The following is a 16,839-nucleotide window of genomic DNA, read 5'->3' on the forward strand; positions in this document are numbered from 1 at the left end:
GAAGAACAGGACAATCGGAAGGGGCAGCCATGATTGCCGCATTCACCGCACTCGCCATGAGTGCCGCGCTCCAGGGCGCACCTGAGTACAATGTCGAAGTGATGGTGCAGGACAAGAAGGGCCTCTTCGGCTCACGCGCCGTCCGCGTCAGCCGCTCGATCACCCTTGAGCCGGGCGAGTTCGAAATCGATTCAGGCGCCAACCCGATGCTTTCCGGCGAGATCGAAATGCGCGGCGATGCTGTCCGCGTGAAGATGGTGGTCTGCCGCCCGAACACCGACCCCTGCGATGTGGTCGGCCGCCCCACCCTGCGCTTCCGCGTCGGCTCCGAAGCCTCGGTCAGGGACAACGGCATCCGCTCGACCTACCAGGTGACCTTCGAGCCGGAGTGATCTGTGCGTCGCTCTCTTCTACGGGATGGATCCTGGATCAAGTCCAGGACCCATCACGAGCGTCTGCGAGCAAAATCAGTCTACGGACTGAAAACGTCGTCCGCCATCTCGAAGCCTGAGAACTCGAACCCCGGCGCGACCGTGCAGCCGACGAGCGTCCAGTCGCCGAGGCACTCTGCCGCCTGCCACGCCCCCGTAGGAACGACAACCTGAGGCCGCTCGCCTGCGAGAATGTCAGGGCCCAGACGATACTCGGCCTTGCCGATCTTCAGGAGAAGCGGCGCACCCGCATAGTAGTGCCAGACCTCCGCCGCATCGACCCGGTGCCAATGGCTCCGCTCGCCGCGCTTCAGCAGATAGTAGATTGCCGTCGACACCGACCGGCCCTCCACTTCGCGAGGGTCACGGAAGACCTCTGCAAAGTGCCCGCCCTCAGGATGAGGCTGAAGGCTCAGGGTGCGGATGATATCATCGGCGTTCATACTTCACCCTGTCATTCCGGGGCGCTCGCAGGGCGAGCCCGGAACCCATAATCGAAACCTGAGACCACGACGTGCACCATGAAACTGCTACTCCGCAGCGTCTTCGAAGCACGCCGATTATGGGTTCCGGACAGCGCTTCCGGAATGACAGGCATCACCCATAATCCTTCATGATCCGCTGCTTCTGGCGGCCCCAGTCGCGGTCCTTCTGGGTCTGGCGTTTGTCGTGGAGCTTTTTGCCCTCGGCGATGGCGATGTCGAGCTTCACCCGGCCTGCCTTGTCGAAGACCATCCGCACAGGGATGATCGTGCGGCCCTGCTTCTCCACCGCGCCGACGAGCTGGTTCATCTGGCGCTTGTGGAGGAGGAGCTTGCGGTTCCGCTTGGGCTGATGGTTCTCGCGGTTGCCGCCTGAATACTCAGGGATGTTCGCGTTGATCAGCCAGATTTCCGGCCCGTTGGGGCCATTCTCCGGCGAGCAGTAGCTCTCCGCGATGTTGGCCTTGCCCTCGCGCAGGGCCTTCACCTCGGTGCCAGTCAGCACGAGGCCAGCCTCGATCGTATCGTCGAGCTTGTACTCGAAGCGAGCCTTCTTGTTGTCAGCGATGAGCTTGCGCGTGGGGGCTTGTTTCTTGGCCATGGGCTAGTGGAGATCGAGCCCGGCCAGCGCTTCGTCAACCATCAGCCGCGCTTTCTCACCGCAAGGCGTGAGGGGAAGCCGCAGGCTCTCCTCGATGAGGCCAAGCTTCGACAGCGCGTATTTCGCGGGCCCCGGCGAGGCATCGGCGAACATCGCGTCATGGAGCGGCGCGAGCTGATCCTGGATCTTGAGCGCCTCGGTATAGTCGCCCTCAGCGCAGGCCCTCTGAAGCCGCGCGCAATGCTCTGGCGCGACGTTGGCCGACACCGAAATGCAGCCCTTCCCGCCCATGGCGTTGAAGCCCACGGCAGTCATGTCTTCGCCTGAAAGAAGCACGAATCCTTCGGCGCATTCGAGGCGATGCCGCGCCACACGGTCGAGCTCGCCGGAGGCATCCTTCAGAGCCACCATGGTCGGCAGCTGCGAAAGCTCGGCCACGAGACTTTCCGACAGGTCGGTCACGGTGCGGCCGGGGACATTATAGACGATGACCGGCAGGTCGGTCGCTTCACCGAGCGCGGTGTAATGTGCCACCAGGCCAGCGCGGTTCGGCTTGTTGTAGTAGCCCGTCGTCGCCATCAGACCGTCCGCGCCAATCGCCTCGCAGCGCTCAGCCAGCGTCACCGCATCGCGGGTCACGTTCGCGCCCACGCCCCCGACGATTTTCAGGCGGCCCTCGGCCGCTTTCACGCAGCTCTCGATCACGCCGATATGCTCGTCTTCGGTGAGGGTCGCGGCCTCACCCGTGGTGCCAGCAGCAACGATCGCGGAGGTCCCTGCCTCGACCTGGCGGTCGACCAGCCGTTTGAGCGCCTTCTCGTCCACTTTCCCGCCGTAAAACGGGGTGACGAGGGCGACCATAGAGCCGGTAAGCCAGGAGGGTGTCATGGAATTCTCCGCCATAAACGCATGATTTCGGAACTCGGCTACGCCCCAGCGCCTTATCCTGCAAGCAGGGCTGCAAAGCTTCGAAGAATCGGGTGCGTTGGCCCCGAAATTGATTCTAGAGTGAGGGTATGGACCTCAGGGCAATCATTCTCAGCGTTCTCGCGCTGGCCGGCACCGCTGCTGCGGCTCCGCCGCCATCCCTCAAGCCGGAGCCTCCGGCCTCGCCTTACATCTCGCGGGTTGAGGCGAATGTCCTCCGCGATGTCTTCGAGAGCCTCGATGACCGCCGCTACGAGGATGCGCGGACCAGCCGCGGCGCGCTCAATGACCCCCTCGCCCGCAAGATCGCCGAATGGGCGCTTCTCTCCTCCAACGCCAAGGAGCAGTCCCTCGAAGCCTACGACATCTTCCTCGACCAGAACGAAGGCTGGCCCAACCCGATCACGCTTCAAAGAAAAGCCGAGGCGCTGATCGACAATGACACGCCTGCCGAAGCGGTGGTCGCGTTCTTCGACACACGCGATCCAGTGTCCGGCTTCGGCAAGCTCCAGCTCGGCCGGGCGCTCATCGACCTTGGCAGTGTGGAGGTCGGCAAGACCTTCATCCGCAAGGCTTGGGTCGAGCATAACTTCACCAAGGAAGACAGCCGGGAGATCCTCAATTTCTACGGCCGCTACCTGACCCGCGACGACCATTTCGCGAAGGCTGACCGTGCGCTCTTCAACCGCTCCACAGGCGGCGTCGAAGACGTGCAGGGCCTCCTGACCAAGAAGCGCGCCGCGGAAATCGCCGTCAGGTCGGACCTCATCCGTGGACGGAGCCGCGGCCTTGTCGAGTTCGAGCGCCTGCCACGCGACAGCCGCCGCGACCCTGGCGTCCTTCACGCGATGGTCCGCTACCTCCGACGTTCGGATAAAGAGGCTGAAGCCATTCAGATGGCAGGCTTCGCGCCTCTCAATCCGGCGAAGCTCCGCGACGCCGACGCGTGGTTCTATGAGCGCAAGCTGCTTGCGCGCTGGGCTCTGCGCGAAGGGCGGTTTGACGATGCCTACCGCCTCTCGGCCTATTCAGGCCTTCAGGAAGGCGCGGACTTTGCCGAAGCGGAGTTCATGGCCGGTTGGGTGGCGCTCAGGTTCCTCGGCGATCCGGGAAGGGCACGCGCGCACTTCGATTTCCTAACCTCAGGCGTGACATCGCCGATCAGCCTCGCGCGCGGCAATTACTGGCTTGGCCGCGCCTATGACGCGATGGGCGATGACCTCCGCGCGAAGGCTCACTACCTCGTCGCATCAGACTATCCGTACACGTTCTACGGCCAGATGGCGATCGAGACGCTGGGCCGTTCAGCGCCCCTCTTTGCGTTCCCCAAAGCCGAGCCCGTGAATGATGTCGACCGCGCGACCCTCTCCCAGCGCGACCTAGCACGGGCGCTCCACATTCTCGACTATATCGACCAGGACATCACGTTCCGCCGCTTCGCGCTTGCCCTTGATGGCCAGCTGACGACAGCCGGAGAGCTCAAAGCCTTTGCCGAAATCGCCCGCGACGCCCATGAGTTTGACCTCATCGTTCGTGCAGGGAAGGTGAACCGCCGCACTGGCGCGATGGTGCCCGAGATCATCTACCCGCTGGTCCCAATCCCCGCGATTGCCAAGGAATTCGCTGAAGAACCTCTCATCCTCGGGCTCAGCCGTCAGGAGTCAGAGTTCAAGGTCAATGCCTACTCACGCGCCCGCGCCAAGGGCATGATGCAGCTTCTCGATTCGACGGCCAGGATCACGGCGAGGAAGGAGAAGATCCCCTTCTACGCCGACAAGCTCCTGACGGATGCGGACTATAATTTCACCCTTGGTGCAGCCCATCTCAGCCACCTGCTCGAGCGCTTTGGCGGCAGCTACATCATGGTCCTTGCTGGCTACAATGCCGGGCCGCACAGGGTTGATCGCTGGGTCGAAGAGTATGGCGATCCGCGAGATCCCTCCGTGGACCCCATCGACTGGATCGAGCTGATCCCCTTCTCTGAGACCCGCAATTACGTCATGCGCGTCCTCGAAAACACGCAAGTCTACCGTTCTCGTCTGAGCGAGCTGCCCTTGGGCCTTCAGCTTACAGAAGATATCACGCGCGGCTCGGCATCGACCATTGCACAGATCGGCCAGCCGCTGTCCGTACCGAAACTCTTCACGGCAGCGGACACAGCACCCGAGCCCATCCTCACCCATGAGACGTTCCCCGAGGAACCCGCAGCGCTCGTCCGCGCGGCAGGCCTGCCGGCAGGCGGGCTTACGCCGCTTTCTCCCAACGGCCGTCCGGTCCCTGTTTCCAATAGGTGACGGCGAAGCCTTCGTCCTTGTAGCTCTTCCAGGCGTCACGGGCCCGGGGAGCTTCGTCATGGCCGAAGAGCAGCACGCAGCGCTCAAAGCGCTTCATCTCCGCCGCTGACATCTCCGAACCGGGCGCAAGGAAGAGGGCCTCCGCGCCGTTCTCGGCCTCATCGCCCAAGGTCAGGAGCACAGGCTCCGCCGCGCCGCTCGTTCCATGGGGCAGGAAGCTCTCATCGCGATAGGTCCAGAGCGCCTCGTCCATGGCGTCGAGCGCCTCGCGGTCTGGCAGTTTCACCAGCGCCTTCCACCCGCGCTTCAGCGTCTTCTCGAGAAGGCTCGGCAGCACTCCCGTCGGGCTCGAGCTTTCAAGGTGGTAAAAGAAAACCTCGGTCATGGTGAATCCGGGTTAGAGTTAACGGTCTCGCTTCTTTTTCCTTCTATCAGAAGGGTTCGTCGCCGAAAGAGAAAGCCGGCGGCGCGAGGAGGACCCATGGCGGACATGCAACGCTTGCGCAAAGGATCAACGCTTCAGCAGAAGCAGCGTGCGAGGCGGATGTCTGTGACCGAGATGCGAAGAATCGTCATCTGGGCCGTCAGCGACGGCAGGGCCGGCATGGAAAACCAGGTTCTGGGCATCGCAGAAGCGATCCAGCGCAGGATCCCCGCCTCCATCGTCACCAAGCGGATCGAAGTTGACAGCGGTATCGAGAAGCTGCCGCGTTTCCTCTGGGGCAACCCGTTCGACCGCCTGACCGACGATTCGGACAAGCTCACCCCGCCCTGGCCGGACGTCTTCATCGGCTGTGGCCGCCGGACTGTCCCTTACGCCAAGGCGCTCAAGCAATTCTGCTTCACCGTTCAGACCCAAGACCCCCGCTCGAAGGCCGAAAACTTCGGCCTCGTGGTGCCGCCGGTTCATGACCGCCTCAAGGGTCAGGGCATCGTGCCGATCCAGGGCTCGCCGAACCGCCTCTCGAAAGAGCGGCTGAAGCTCGAAGCCCAGCTCCTCAACATGTCCCTGCCGCGAGACATCCAGTTCAGGACGCCTTACGCCGCCGCCCTCATCGGCGGGCCGAGCAAGGATTACCGCTGGAACAAGCAGGCCGAGGACGGGATCATCTCCGACATCGCCGGTGCAATCCAGGCCGGCTACTTCGTCCTCGCGACCCTGTCGCGCCGGACGCCCAAGGCCTTCGCCGAGCGCCTGCGCTATGCCTTCAAGCCTTCCAAGATGTGGCTCTGGGATGGCGAACCGGTGGGCCCGATCGACAATCCCTATTTCGGCATGCTCGGCCTCGCCGAACGCGTCCTCGTCACCGAGGAAAGCGCCAACATGATCACCGAGGCCGCCTTCACGGGTAAACCGGTCCATCTGATGGAGCTGCCGGGCGGCGGCGGGAAGTGGAAGCGCTTCCATGAGGGCCTCACCCAACGCGGTGTCATCAGGCCCGGAGCAGGTTTCACCGATGAGTGGAACTACGCCCCACTGCGCGAAACCGACAGGGTTGCAGACGAGATCATTAAGAGGCTTACTCTCCGGGGCGTCGTCGCTCCCGGAGCGTAAACCCCTACGCATTGCGCGATTTTATTCCAAAATGTTGCGGAAAAAGCTCATTTTAGCGAAATCTGTTCGCTGATGCGAAAATCGCGCGCGATTCACATCATGTCATTCTTGTGAAGTTCCGAACCCCATGATTAACCTTGGAGGCTCTTAGGCGTCCAACGGAGAATTTTCATGAGGACCGAACTCAAGCTCTCGTTGCTTGCAGCCACCGCGCTCGCAAGCACACTCCCTGCCCACGCGCAGGAAGCCCCGGTAAGCGACAGTGACGTGATCACGGTCACCGGCTCGCGCATTGCCCGCGACCCCAACCTGATCTCGTCAACTCCGGTCCAGTCCCTCCAGGCTGAAGACATCCAGCTGTCGGGTGAGATCAACCTCGCCGACATCGTCAACGACATCCCGGCCCTCGTGTCCTCGCTGACCGGCGAGAACTCGGCGACCGGTGCAAACCAGCTGAACCTTCGCGGTCTCGGCGGTGAGCGGACCCTGACCCTCGTCAACGGCCGTCGTCACGTCGCCAGCTTCCGCGGCACCCAGGCCGTCGACGTCGGCTCGATCCCGCGCGCGCTCGTTGAAAGCGTTGAAGTCACCACCGGTGGCGCCTCGGCTATCTACGGTGCGGACGCTGTCACGGGTGTTGTGAACTTCATCCTCAAAGACGACTTCGAAGGCTTCCAGCTCGATGTTCGCGGCGGCATCTCCGGCGAAGGCGACGCTGGCAACTTCGTTGTCGACGCCATCTACGGCAAGAACTTCGCTGACGGTCGCGGCAACGCTGTCCTGACCCTCACCTATGAAGACGACGAGCAGATCACTCAGGCCGACCGTGACTGGTCGCGCGGCACGGGCATCGCGACGACCACGTCGAACCCGCTCCGCCGCATCCAGCCGGGTGATTTCTCTGGCGACCTGCCGAACTTTGGCAGCCTCGGCATCGGTGACCTGATTCCGACCGACAATGCCGGCCTCACGCTTTCCGCAGACGAGCAGGCGCTCGTTGCTCGCGCTCAGGGCGCGTCATCGCGGACTGTCCTCGAAGACCCGCGCTTCTGGCTCACCTCGCAAGAGGGCTCGATCGCTCCGACCTTCGGCGGCCGCAGCGTCACTTACGTGGACATCAACGGTAACGGCATCGCCGACTGTCAGGAGTCGCGTGCTGGCCAAACTGGCTTCCTCGCAGGCTGCTGGTTCGTCGATGGTGCAGGCCAGGTTCAGGTCTTCCAGGACGGGCTGATCGCAACCGGTGGCCTCACCGGTGCTGGCGGTAACGGTGGTCGCCTCTCGACCGACCGTGACACGCTCTTCCCGGAGACGGATCGCTTCGTCGCCAACTTCAACACGACGTACGACGTCACGGACAACTTTCGTCTCTTCTACGAGAGCAAGTACGTCCTGTCGGAATCCTCGACCTTCGCGGAAATCGACACGTTCTACGACACGCTGTTCATTCCTTCGGACAACCCGTTCATTCCGACGGCGCTCGACCCTGTCGTTGACGTCACCGGCGGTCTTCTCCTGACCCAGGACCCTGTCGGCTTCTCGGACGACAATCCGACGGTCAACGAGCGCGAGACCATCCGTCTCGTCGGTGGTTTCCAGTGGGACTACGCTGACAACCACTCGCTCGAATTCTCGGCGAACTGGGGCCAGTTCAAGAACACCCAGGAAACGACCGGTCTTTACCTCGACCGCGTTTTCGCAGCGATCGATGCTGTTGAAGACACCAATGGTGAGATCGTCTGTCGTTCGGACCTCGACCCGAACGCGTTCTACGAGATCGACTACTTCACCGCGGGTAACGGTTACGCGAACGGAGGCTTCGCTTCGAACCGCTACTACTCGTTCACCCCGGGCGATGGTCAGTGCCAGCCGTTCAACCCGTTCGGCGCCTACGCTGCTAGCGACGCGGCTCGTAACTTCATCACCTCGCAACTCGAGAACGAGCTGACCCTGACCCAAACGGTGATCGACATCATCGCGACCGGTCTTCTCGACTACGAGATCCTCGACACCTTCCTTGACGGCCCGATCGGCTACGCCGCTGGCTTCGAGTATCGTGACGAGTTCTCGAGCAACAAGCTCGATCCGCTGACCCTCGGCACCCTGCCGGTTGGCACGCCGTTCACGGCCGGCGACAACGTCAACGACGTTGACGACTTCCTCTTCTCGTTCACGAGCATCGACAACACGCAGCAGTTCAACAGCGGCGGCGAGTTCGACGTGATGGAAGTCTTCGGCGAAGTTCAGTTCCCGATCTTCCGTGACCGTCCGTTCGCCAAAGAGCTGACGATCGACGCCGCAATTCGTGTTGCTGACTATTCGACGATCGGCTCCGCAACCACCTGGAAGGTCGGTGGCAGCTGGGCACCGTTCGAGGACCTCAGCTTCCGCGCTACGGTTTCCGAAGCTGTTCGTGCACCGAACATCCAGGAGCTCTTCGACCCGGCTCTCCCGATCACGGTCAACCAGGACCGCGATCCTTGTGACCCGAACAACGTCGCAGACGGCACGCAGTTCCGCGAGGCGAACTGTATCGCTGGCCTGAACGCCGCCATCACGGACGGCACTACGGTCACCGACGGCAGCGGCAACCTGATCTGGCAGAACCCGCTGACGGCCCGTTTCTCGGGCGTCTCGGGCGGTAACCCGAACCTTCAGGAAGAGACTTCGGAATCGCTCACGATCGGTGCTGTGTACCAGCCGAGCTTCATCGACGGCCTGTCCGTCACGCTCGACTACTGGAGCATCGAGATTTCGGACGCTATCGACGCTGTTGCGGCCGACGACATCCTCCGGGGCTGCTACGACTCTGCAGACTTCCCGAACGTGCCGTTCTGTTCGCAGTTCACCCGTCGTGGTGACGGTGGCCTGAACTTCCTGAACTCGGGTCAGACCAACTTCGCTCAGCTCGAAGCATCGGGTTACGACGTTGCTGCGAACTACCGCTTCGACGTTGGTGAGAACCGGTTCGGCGTCGCGCTTGTGGGTACCTACCAAGAGACCCTCGATCGCTTCTTCAACCCGCTCGACCTGACCGAGGTGAACCCGGAAGTCGGTGAGATCCAGATCCCGGAATACTCCGGTAACGTCACCCTCTCCTGGAACCGTGGCCCGCTGAGCACCCGTGCTCAGGTCACCTACCAGGACCGTCAGTCGGTGGACGAAATCGAAGACATCGGTCTCTATGACATGCCGTTCTTCGACGAGACCTACATCCTCGACGTGAACGCTTCCTACGAGCTCAGCGACAAGCTGAACGTCTATGGCGGCATCAACAACGTCTTCGACGAAGAGCCCTTCTCGACCCAGACCGCATGGCCGGTCGGTCCGCGTGGCCGCTACTTCTTTGTAGGCCTGACCTACACGCACTAAGGATCTCGCTCCTTTTCGAAGGAACGAGTTGCGAATGCGGAGGCGAAAGCCTCCGCATTTTGCTATCTGGGACAGCATGACCGCGCTGCCCGACGACCCCCTCCTCCAGGACGCTGAATCCCTCGCCGCTGCAGGCCGAGCTGCCGATGCGATCGCGCGGCTCAAGACCGGCCTCGGTCTCGGGCCTGAGAGCTACAGGCGACGCCTCCTTCTCGGCAGGCTGCTTTTTGAAAGTGGCGCTTACGAGGAAGCGGGCGAGATGACCCGCTCAGCCGATCCGTTTGATCCGCTCACCGATGAGTTCGCGAAGATCGGACAGGCCGTGAACAGTCGCCAGGGCCACCTTGTCCAAGGCATGGCCCGCGGGATGCTGGAGAAAGTCCCCGGGCACCCTCGCGCAACTTTTGCCCTCGCCCAGATCCTGCGTGGCTCGGGCGATCACGAGGCCCGCGTCGCGATCCTCGAGGGGGGCATCGCTGCCACGCCAGCCAACAGCATCCTGCGCCAGCTCTACGTCGCCGCGCTGGAAGACGCAGGACATTTCACCCGCGCTGTTCAGGAAGTGAGGCCTCTGCCGAAGATCGAGCCGGGGCTGCCGTCGAACCTCATCCTCGCGACGGTTCTCTTCAAATATGGTCAGTATGAGGATGCTCTTCTGGCTGCCCGCGAGGCCCTGAGACTGGCCGGCGCCCAGAAGGAAGCAAAGGGCGAGGCCAGGTTGGTGGAGGGGCAGATCCTCCGGGTCCTGGGGCGGCGGGACGAGGCCATCAAAGCCCTGCAGGAAAGCGCAGTGAACCGGCGCTTTCCAGGGGCGCCCGTCTGGGCCCTCGCCGACATGAAGACACATAAGTTCAGCGCCCAAGACAGATCGGTCATGGCGAGACTTATCAGTGCACCGCAGGCTCCACCAGACGAGCGCGCCATGGCCGCCTTCTCCCTCGCCCGCGCGCTGGAAGCTGAAGGCGACTGGGACGCCGCGATGAAAGCCTACACCCAGGCTAATCATCTGCATCCAGAGAAAAGCTTTTCCCCCGACAGCTTCCGGGCGGCCATCGAGAAACTCACCCAGAAGATCGGTTCCGAGGCGCTGTCGGAAACGGCCAAAACGCGCGCAGACGCGACGCCGATTTTCATCGTCGGACTGCCGCGATCAGGCTCCACCCTGATCGAGCAGATCCTCGCCAGCCATTCCGAGATTGAAGGGACGATCGAGTCCCTCACGCTACCCGCTGTCAAAAGGCGTGCACACCTCATCATCCGTGAGCGTACGAACGGCGAATATGCCGACGGCCTCGGCCAGCTGACGAGCGCGGAACTCACCGAACTCGGGGAAGTCTACCGAGAAGAAAGCAAGCTCTTCCGTTCGACAGAAAGCCGTTTCTACACGGACAAGCTCCCCCACAATTTCGAGCATGTGAGCCTGATTTCCAAGGTCCTGCCAGACGCGATCATCATCGATGCCCGCCGCAACCCGCTCGATTGTGGCCTGAGCATCTACAAGCAGTACTTCGCGAAGGGCTCGCCATTCGCCTATGACCTCCACAACATCGCTGCCTACTATCGCGGCTTTCTCGCCTTGATGGACCATTGGGATAGCGTTCTGCCCGGCCGGGTGCTCCGTGTGCAGCATGAAGAGCTCGTCCGGGATCCCGCGTCCGGTATCGCGCGCATCTTGGACCATATCGGCGTCAGCCAAGAGGACGCCTGCTTCCGACCTCACGAAACCCAGCGTGCCGTCAGAACAGCCAGCTCCGAACAGGTCCGGCAGCCCATATCCACCAAGGGAATCGGGACGTGGAAGAAGGCCGGCGCTCACCTCGACTCCCTTCGCGAGGCCCTCGGCGAAGACGTGCTCAGCCGGTTCGATGGCTTCTACGAATAGGTTCCAGACAGCTTTTCCACAGGGGGCAAGGCAGCCTTGAGCCGCCTTGCAGACTCGCGGACGCTCAGCCACATAGGTCGGCGTTAAGAATTTCGAGGCTTCCCATGGCAGAGACCAAGCACCGCAAACTCCTGATTATCGGCTCAGGCCCGGCCGGGTACACCGCCGCGATCTATGCTGCGCGCGCGATGCTGAAGCCGACCATGGTGTTCGGCCTGCAGCCAGGCGGTCAGCTGACGATCACCACCGATGTGGAAAACTACCCCGGTTTTGCTGACGTCATTCAGGGCCCCTGGCTGATGGAACAGATGAAGGGTCAGGCGGAGCATGTCGGCACCGAGATGATCACCGACATCATCATCGAGGCCGATCTCTCCAAGCGCCCCTACACCTTCAAGGGCGACAGCGGCGACACCTACACCGCCGATGCCGTGGTCATTGCGACAGGCGCCACGGCAAAATGGCTAGGGCTTCCGTCGGAGCAGAAGTTCCAGGGCTTCGGCGTCTCGGCCTGCGCGACCTGCGACGGCTTCTTCTATCGCGGCAAGACCGTTGCTGTGGTCGGCGGCGGCAATACGGCCGTTGAGGAAGCGCTGTTCCTGACAAACTTCGCTGAGAAAGTGGTCCTCATCCACCGGCGTGACAGCCTTCGCGCGGAGAAGATCCTGCAGGAGCGCCTCCTCAAGCATGAGAAGGTTGAAGTCCTCTGGAACCGCGAAGTCGAAGAGGTTCTGGGCGACGAAGACCCGCTCGGCGTCACAGGCCTCAGGCTCTCCTCGACCACGGGTGAGGAGACGATCGAGATCGACTGCCACGGCTTCTTCGTTGCCATCGGCCATGCTCCGCAGACGGATCTGTTCAAGGGGCAGCTGGAGATGAAGGAATCTGGCTACATCATCACTGCGCCTGATTCGACGGCCACCTCGAAGCCGGGGGTCTATGCGGCCGGCGATGTCACCGACGAAACCTATCGCCAGGCCGTGACCGCAGCTGGCATGGGCTGCATGGCTGCGCTGGAGGCCGAGAAATATCTCACCGCTCAGGAAGAGCTCGATCAGGGCGCAGCAAACGCTCAGCACGCAGCGGAATAGCCTCGCGGCTCATCATGGCCGATCAGTTCTACACCTGCCTGATGTTCGAGGGCGACGCAGAAGACGCCCTCGAATTCTACCTCTCGGTCTTTGAAGACAGCTCCGTCATCACGTCCCAACGGTTCCGCCAGACCGAGCCCATGGCTGGGGCGCTCAAGCTTGCGCAGCTGAGGCTGGGTGAGCACCGGATCATCCTGACCAACACGCCCAACGAGCACGATTTCACTTTCACGCCGTCGGCCTCGATCTTCGTCAGCTGCCGCAGCGGTCGAGAGCTTAATGCGTATGCGGAGAAGCTGGCCAAGGGTGGCCGTTACATCATGCCCGCGGCGACCTATGCTTTCTCAAGGCGCTATGCCTGGGTCGAAGACCGCTTCGGCGTCTCTTGGCAGCTGAACCTACCCTAGGCAGAGCGCCACGGCCGCGGGTCGTCGTCGATCAAGGCGTAGAGACAGGTGTCCCGCACCCCGAGATGGGTCACCCATTCCTTGCGCAGGACGCCTTCCAGCTTGAACCCGAGCCGTTCGAAGAGCGCGATGGAGCCTGCATTGTCAGGATCAATATCCGCGATGATCCGGCGTGGCTTCGATGCAGCATCGACTCGGTCGATCGCCTCCTGACAGCCCGCGACAGCTATGCCCCGCCCTCGCGTCTTGGGCGTGACCATGATGCCGATCTCCCAGACGCCATTGGGCTTCTCATAGATCGTCACCCGCCCGACGACATCGCCTTCAAACACGATCGCCCAGTCGCTCTGCGGCGCACCATTCACCCACTCGCTCAGCTTGCTGACCGTCTCCTCAACCGTCGCGAAGTGCGGATCAGGCAGGTAGCGGCAGCTCTCCGCATCGCCGTAGATGCGGTGAAGCGCTTCCGCGTCTCCCTGCGGATCGGTCTTTCTCAGGATGACACTCATGGGATCAGAACGCGTCTTTCAGGCTGTCGATCGTAGCGTCATCCGTCAGCTGAAGATGAAGCGGCGTAACCGACACTTTCTTGTTCCAGAGAGCATGGATATCCGTCCCCTCCTTAGGCTGTCCCGGCTTGCCGGAGAAGCCAAACCAGTAATAGCGCCGCTGGCGCATATCCATCCGCTCTTCGACAAAGAGTTCGAGGTTATCCCGGCTCCCCTGACGGGTCAGGACAACCCCTTCAACCTCATCCGGCTCGCACATGGGGAAGTTGAGGTTCATGACCACATTGTCCGCCCACCCCTTATCAAGGAGCTTGCGGAGGATCCCCGGCGCGTGGGCCTCGGCCGTGTGAAACGGCGGCTTGTTCCTGTCCTGGCGCACCTGGCTCAGCGCGACCGAAGGGATGCCGATCGTCATGCCTTGGAACGCAGCGGCAATGGTGCCGGACATCGTGACGTCTTCTGCCACGTTCGCGCCATTGTTGATGCCGGACAGGATCAGGTCAGGCTTGTGATCCTTGAGAAGGTGCTCAACGCCAAGCTGGACACAGTCGGTCGGTGTTCCGTCTACGGCATAGCGCTGGGGCTCCGTCTTCCGGATACGCAAGGGGCGGGTCAGGGTGATCGACCTGGCCATGCCGGACTGGTCGACCTCGGGCGCTACAGTCCAGACATCGTCGGAGAGCTGCCGCGCGATCCGCTCGAGCGTCTCGAGGCCGCCCGCGTTGATCCCGTCATCATTGCTGCACAAAATCCGCATGGAGGCCTCACCATCTGTTCGCCCCCCGTTAACCACTGGCCGACCACGCTGCGCAAGTGACGAGATGATGCCTTGTTCACGCCAAAAGTCGGCCTTGCGCTTATGGCAGGGTCAGGCGCAAGATCAGGGTCTTCTAAGGAGCCGCCATGGTGTTCGACGACAAAGCGCTGGAAGACATGATGCTGACAAGCCTCGTGATTTCCAATCGCGTCTGGCGTTTCTCCACCGGTCAGGGCAGCCCTGAGGAGATGGAGCGCATGGTCTCCGAGAAGGTTCAGGCCGCAACGGACGGCTACTGGGCCCTCGCCACCGGCCTGATAACCGGCGACAAGGCGAGCTGGGAAGACCCTGCCGCCAAGTTCGCCGAGCCAGGCCGGAAGACCCTCAGGAAGAACGCCAAGCGCTTGGCGGGATATCGGGGTTAAAGGTCTCTAGCGAGTCGCTGCGCCTTATCTTTCCCTCCGGGAGAGATCGACATCTGCGATGTCGAGTGAGGGCTTCGTAGCTGGTCGCCGAAGGCGGATCGAAGGGTCCGGGGGACCTTTCGAAAGCGAAGAAGGCCACGGTAGTGGCGGAAGGGCACGCACCGCCTGCCCTCACCCCAAGTCTATAGATTTGGACCTCTCCCAGAGGGAGAGGTTGGCCGCCCCTACTCCCGGCCGATCACGTCCTTGCCCATGAAGGGCTTTAGAACGTCCGGCACGGCGATCGAGCCGTCGGGCTGTTGATAGTTCTCGAGGATCGCCACCATCGTCCGGCCGATCGCGAGGCCTGAGCCGTTCAGCGTGTGAACGAAGTCAGGCTTCTTCTGCCCCTCGCGGCGGAAGCGGGCGTTCATCCGCCGGGCCTGGAAACCGCGGGTGTTCGAGCAGGAGCTGATTTCGCGATAGGTGCCTTGCGACGGCAGCCACACTTCAAGGTCATAAGTTTTCGCCGCGCCGAAGCCGATATCGCCTGAGCAAAGAAGCATCGTCCTGAACGGCAAATCGAGGCGTTTGAGGACTTCCTCGGCGCAATGCGTCATCCGCTCATGCTCCTCGTCGGAAGCCTCAGGCGTCGTTACTGACACAAGCTCGACCTTCGAGAACTGGTGCATACGGATGAGCCCGCGCGTGTCCCGGCCAGCCGACCCGGCTTCTGCGCGGAAGCACTGGGTCCACGCCGTCATCCGCTTGGGCAGCTCTACTTCGGACAGGATCGCGTCGGCGACGAGGCTCGTGAGGGTCACTTCGGCCGTCGGGATCAGGTAGTGGTCACCGGTCGTCTTGAAGAGGTCTTCCTCGAACTTCGGGAGCTTGTCCGTGCCCTCAAGAGGTTCGGCGTGGACGAGTACAGGCGTCTGAACCTCTTCATAGCCAAACTCCTCCGTGTGCATCTGAAGCATGAAGTTGGCGAGCGCCCGCTCGAGCTTGGCGAGGTCACGCTTAAGGACAACGAAGCGCGAGCCCGAGAGCTTGGCCGCAGCCTCGAAGTCCATCATGCCAAGGGCTTCACCGAGGTCCACATGGTCCTTGGCGTTCTCGATCGTCTTCGGCTCGCCCCAGCTGCGCAGCTCGATATTGTCGCTCTCGTCCGCGCCTTCGGGGACGTCTTCGTCCATGATGTTCGGGATCGGGAGCAGCTCTTCGCGGAGTTTGGCCGCAAGCTGGCGCTCCTCCTCCTCCAGCTCCTTGACCCGGTTCTTCAGTGCACCGACTTCTGCCATGGCCGCCTGAGCCGCAGCCTCGTCGCCCTGGCCCTTGGCCGCGCCGATCTTCTTCGAGACCTGCTTCTGCTCGGCTTGCGCGTCGTTCATCGCCTTGACGGTGGAGGCCCGCTTCTCGTCGATCGCGATGAGGTCAGCGGCGCGCGCATCATCGCCGCGGCGGACCATTGCGCGGTCAAACAGTTCGGGGTTGTCCTTGATCCAGCGAATATCGTGCATGGTGCTCTCCGTTGGCGGCACAATAGGGATGGTTGCTCGCGGGGCAACCGCCTAGGTGGCGAGGCTCGCCCCGATCTTGGGCAGGGCGTTGATCATCTCGCTAGCGGTTCTCTTCGTCACAGGATGCCGCCACTCCGGCGCCACGTCCTTCAGCGGCAGAAGCACGAAGTCCCGCTCGGCGATCCTCGGGTGAGGCAGCGTCAGCCTTCCCGTGTCGCGCATCTCATCACCGACTGCGAGGAGATCGAGGTCCAGCGTCCTCGGCGCATAACGCAAGGCCGGATCATCCGAGCGCGTCCGCCCGAAGGCCGCCTCGGTGGCGAGAAGCGCTCCGAGCAGCGCCTCCGGCGCCAGTGCGCTTTCCAGCCTCAGAACAGCGTTCCGGTACTCAGGCCCAGATGGATCCGGCCATGCCGAGCTGCGGTAGAGAGGCGAGAGCAGAGCCTCACCCCCCAGCTTCTTGAGGGCCTCCGCGGCGGCCAAAACGGTCTCCCCCGGGCCCTTTCCGAGCCAGGGCTTGTTCGCGCCGAGACCAATAAGTGTAATTTTAACTGTATTTGTCACAAGCTAGAAACCTTGGTAGTCCCGCGAATATATTGATCGTTTC

At 62.3% G+C, this 16,839-nt stretch carries 16 protein-coding genes; 8 read left to right on the forward strand and 8 right to left on the reverse strand.

The window, feature by feature from the left end:
* Positions 1-29 precede the first annotated feature (29 nt).
* Positions 30-392, forward strand: coding sequence for a hypothetical protein (locus HK107_RS13360; protein WP_173200619.1), 363 nt, complete (start codon positions 30-32; stop codon positions 390-392).
* Positions 393-472: 80 nt separating this feature from the next.
* Here HK107_RS13360 and HK107_RS13365 read toward each other — a convergent pair whose 3' ends face one another.
* The 3 genes from HK107_RS13365 to dapA all read right to left on the reverse strand — a co-directional run bounded on the left by HK107_RS13365 (position 473) and on the right by dapA (position 2,402).
* Positions 473-874, reverse strand: a complete 402-nt coding sequence (locus HK107_RS13365) for a cupin domain-containing protein (protein WP_173200621.1) — start codon at positions 872-874, stop codon at positions 473-475.
* Positions 875-1,028: 154 nt separating this feature from the next.
* Entirely contained in the window at positions 1,029-1,514 is a 486-nt protein-coding gene (smpB, locus tag HK107_RS13370; protein ID WP_173200623.1) for an SsrA-binding protein SmpB, read from the reverse strand.
* Between the two features lie 3 nt (positions 1,515-1,517).
* Positions 1,518-2,402: a 4-hydroxy-tetrahydrodipicolinate synthase gene (gene dapA, locus HK107_RS13375; RefSeq protein ID WP_233061508.1), complete on the reverse strand. Its 885-nt coding sequence runs from the start codon at positions 2,400-2,402 to the stop codon at positions 1,518-1,520.
* 128 nt (positions 2,403-2,530) lie between these two features.
* Here dapA and HK107_RS13380 point away from each other — a divergent pair, with 128 nt between their 5' ends.
* Entirely contained in the window at positions 2,531-4,735 is a 2,205-nt protein-coding gene (locus tag HK107_RS13380) for a lytic transglycosylase domain-containing protein (protein ID WP_173200627.1), read from the forward strand.
* Here HK107_RS13380 and HK107_RS13385 read toward each other — a convergent pair.
* Entirely contained in the window at positions 4,686-5,120 is a 435-nt protein-coding gene (locus HK107_RS13385) for a DNA polymerase III subunit chi (RefSeq protein ID WP_173200629.1), read from the reverse strand. The genes HK107_RS13380 and HK107_RS13385 overlap by 50 nt on opposite strands.
* Positions 5,121-5,216: 96 nt before the next feature.
* Between HK107_RS13385 and HK107_RS13390 the strand changes: the two genes are divergently transcribed.
* The 5 genes from HK107_RS13390 (at position 5,217) to HK107_RS13410 (ending at position 13,042) form a co-directional block, all read left to right on the forward strand.
* Positions 5,217-6,290 carry a mitochondrial fission ELM1 family protein gene (locus HK107_RS13390; protein WP_173200631.1) on the forward strand — a complete coding sequence of 358 codons (1,074 nt, stop codon included), beginning with the start codon at positions 5,217-5,219 and terminating at the stop codon, positions 6,288-6,290.
* Positions 6,291-6,461: 171 nt separating this feature from the next.
* Complete coding sequence (locus tag HK107_RS15520) at positions 6,462-9,662, forward strand: TonB-dependent receptor domain-containing protein (RefSeq protein WP_198912412.1); 3,201 nt, start codon at positions 6,462-6,464, stop codon at positions 9,660-9,662.
* A 76-nt stretch (positions 9,663-9,738) separates the two neighbouring features.
* The gene (locus HK107_RS13400; protein ID WP_173200633.1) at positions 9,739-11,544 is read left to right on the forward strand and encodes a tetratricopeptide repeat-containing sulfotransferase family protein; all 1,806 of its coding nucleotides are present in this window, start codon (positions 9,739-9,741) and stop codon (positions 11,542-11,544) included.
* A gap of 104 nt (positions 11,545-11,648) precedes the next feature.
* Positions 11,649-12,635 carry a thioredoxin-disulfide reductase gene (gene trxB, locus HK107_RS13405; protein WP_173200635.1) on the forward strand — a complete coding sequence of 329 codons (987 nt, stop codon included), beginning with the start codon at positions 11,649-11,651 and terminating at the stop codon, positions 12,633-12,635.
* A gap of 14 nt (positions 12,636-12,649) precedes the next feature.
* Positions 12,650-13,042: a VOC family protein gene (locus tag HK107_RS13410; RefSeq protein ID WP_173200637.1), complete on the forward strand. Its 393-nt coding sequence runs from the start codon at positions 12,650-12,652 to the stop codon at positions 13,040-13,042.
* Here HK107_RS13410 and HK107_RS13415 read toward each other — a convergent pair.
* Both HK107_RS13415 and surE read right to left on the reverse strand, forming a co-directional pair.
* Positions 13,039-13,551, reverse strand: coding sequence for a GNAT family N-acetyltransferase (locus HK107_RS13415; protein WP_173200639.1), 513 nt, complete (start codon positions 13,549-13,551; stop codon positions 13,039-13,041). The genes HK107_RS13410 and HK107_RS13415 overlap by 4 nt on opposite strands.
* 4 nt (positions 13,552-13,555) lie before the next feature.
* A complete protein-coding gene (gene surE, locus HK107_RS13420; RefSeq protein WP_173200641.1) occupies positions 13,556-14,308 on the reverse strand; it encodes a 5'/3'-nucleotidase SurE in 753 nt (250 codons plus the stop codon).
* A gap of 146 nt (positions 14,309-14,454) precedes the next feature.
* Here surE and HK107_RS13425 point away from each other — a divergent pair, with 146 nt between their 5' ends.
* Positions 14,455-14,733 (forward strand): hypothetical protein, encoded by a 279-nt coding sequence (locus HK107_RS13425; protein ID WP_173200643.1) that lies wholly within the window; start codon positions 14,455-14,457, stop codon positions 14,731-14,733.
* 224 nt (positions 14,734-14,957) lie between these two features.
* Here HK107_RS13425 and serS read toward each other — a convergent pair whose 3' ends face one another.
* Together serS and folK are read right to left on the reverse strand one after the other, a co-directional pair.
* Positions 14,958-16,232, reverse strand: coding sequence for a serine--tRNA ligase (gene serS / locus HK107_RS13430; RefSeq protein WP_173200645.1), 1,275 nt, complete (start codon positions 16,230-16,232; stop codon positions 14,958-14,960).
* A gap of 51 nt (positions 16,233-16,283) precedes the next feature.
* The gene (gene folK / locus HK107_RS13435) at positions 16,284-16,796 is read right to left on the reverse strand and encodes a 2-amino-4-hydroxy-6-hydroxymethyldihydropteridine diphosphokinase (RefSeq protein ID WP_173200647.1); all 513 of its coding nucleotides are present in this window, start codon (positions 16,794-16,796) and stop codon (positions 16,284-16,286) included.
* Positions 16,797-16,839 lie beyond the last annotated feature (43 nt).

Source organism: Parvularcula mediterranea (assembly GCF_013085255.1).
Taxonomy (GTDB): Bacteria; Pseudomonadota; Alphaproteobacteria; order Caulobacterales; family Parvularculaceae; genus Parvularcula; species Parvularcula mediterranea.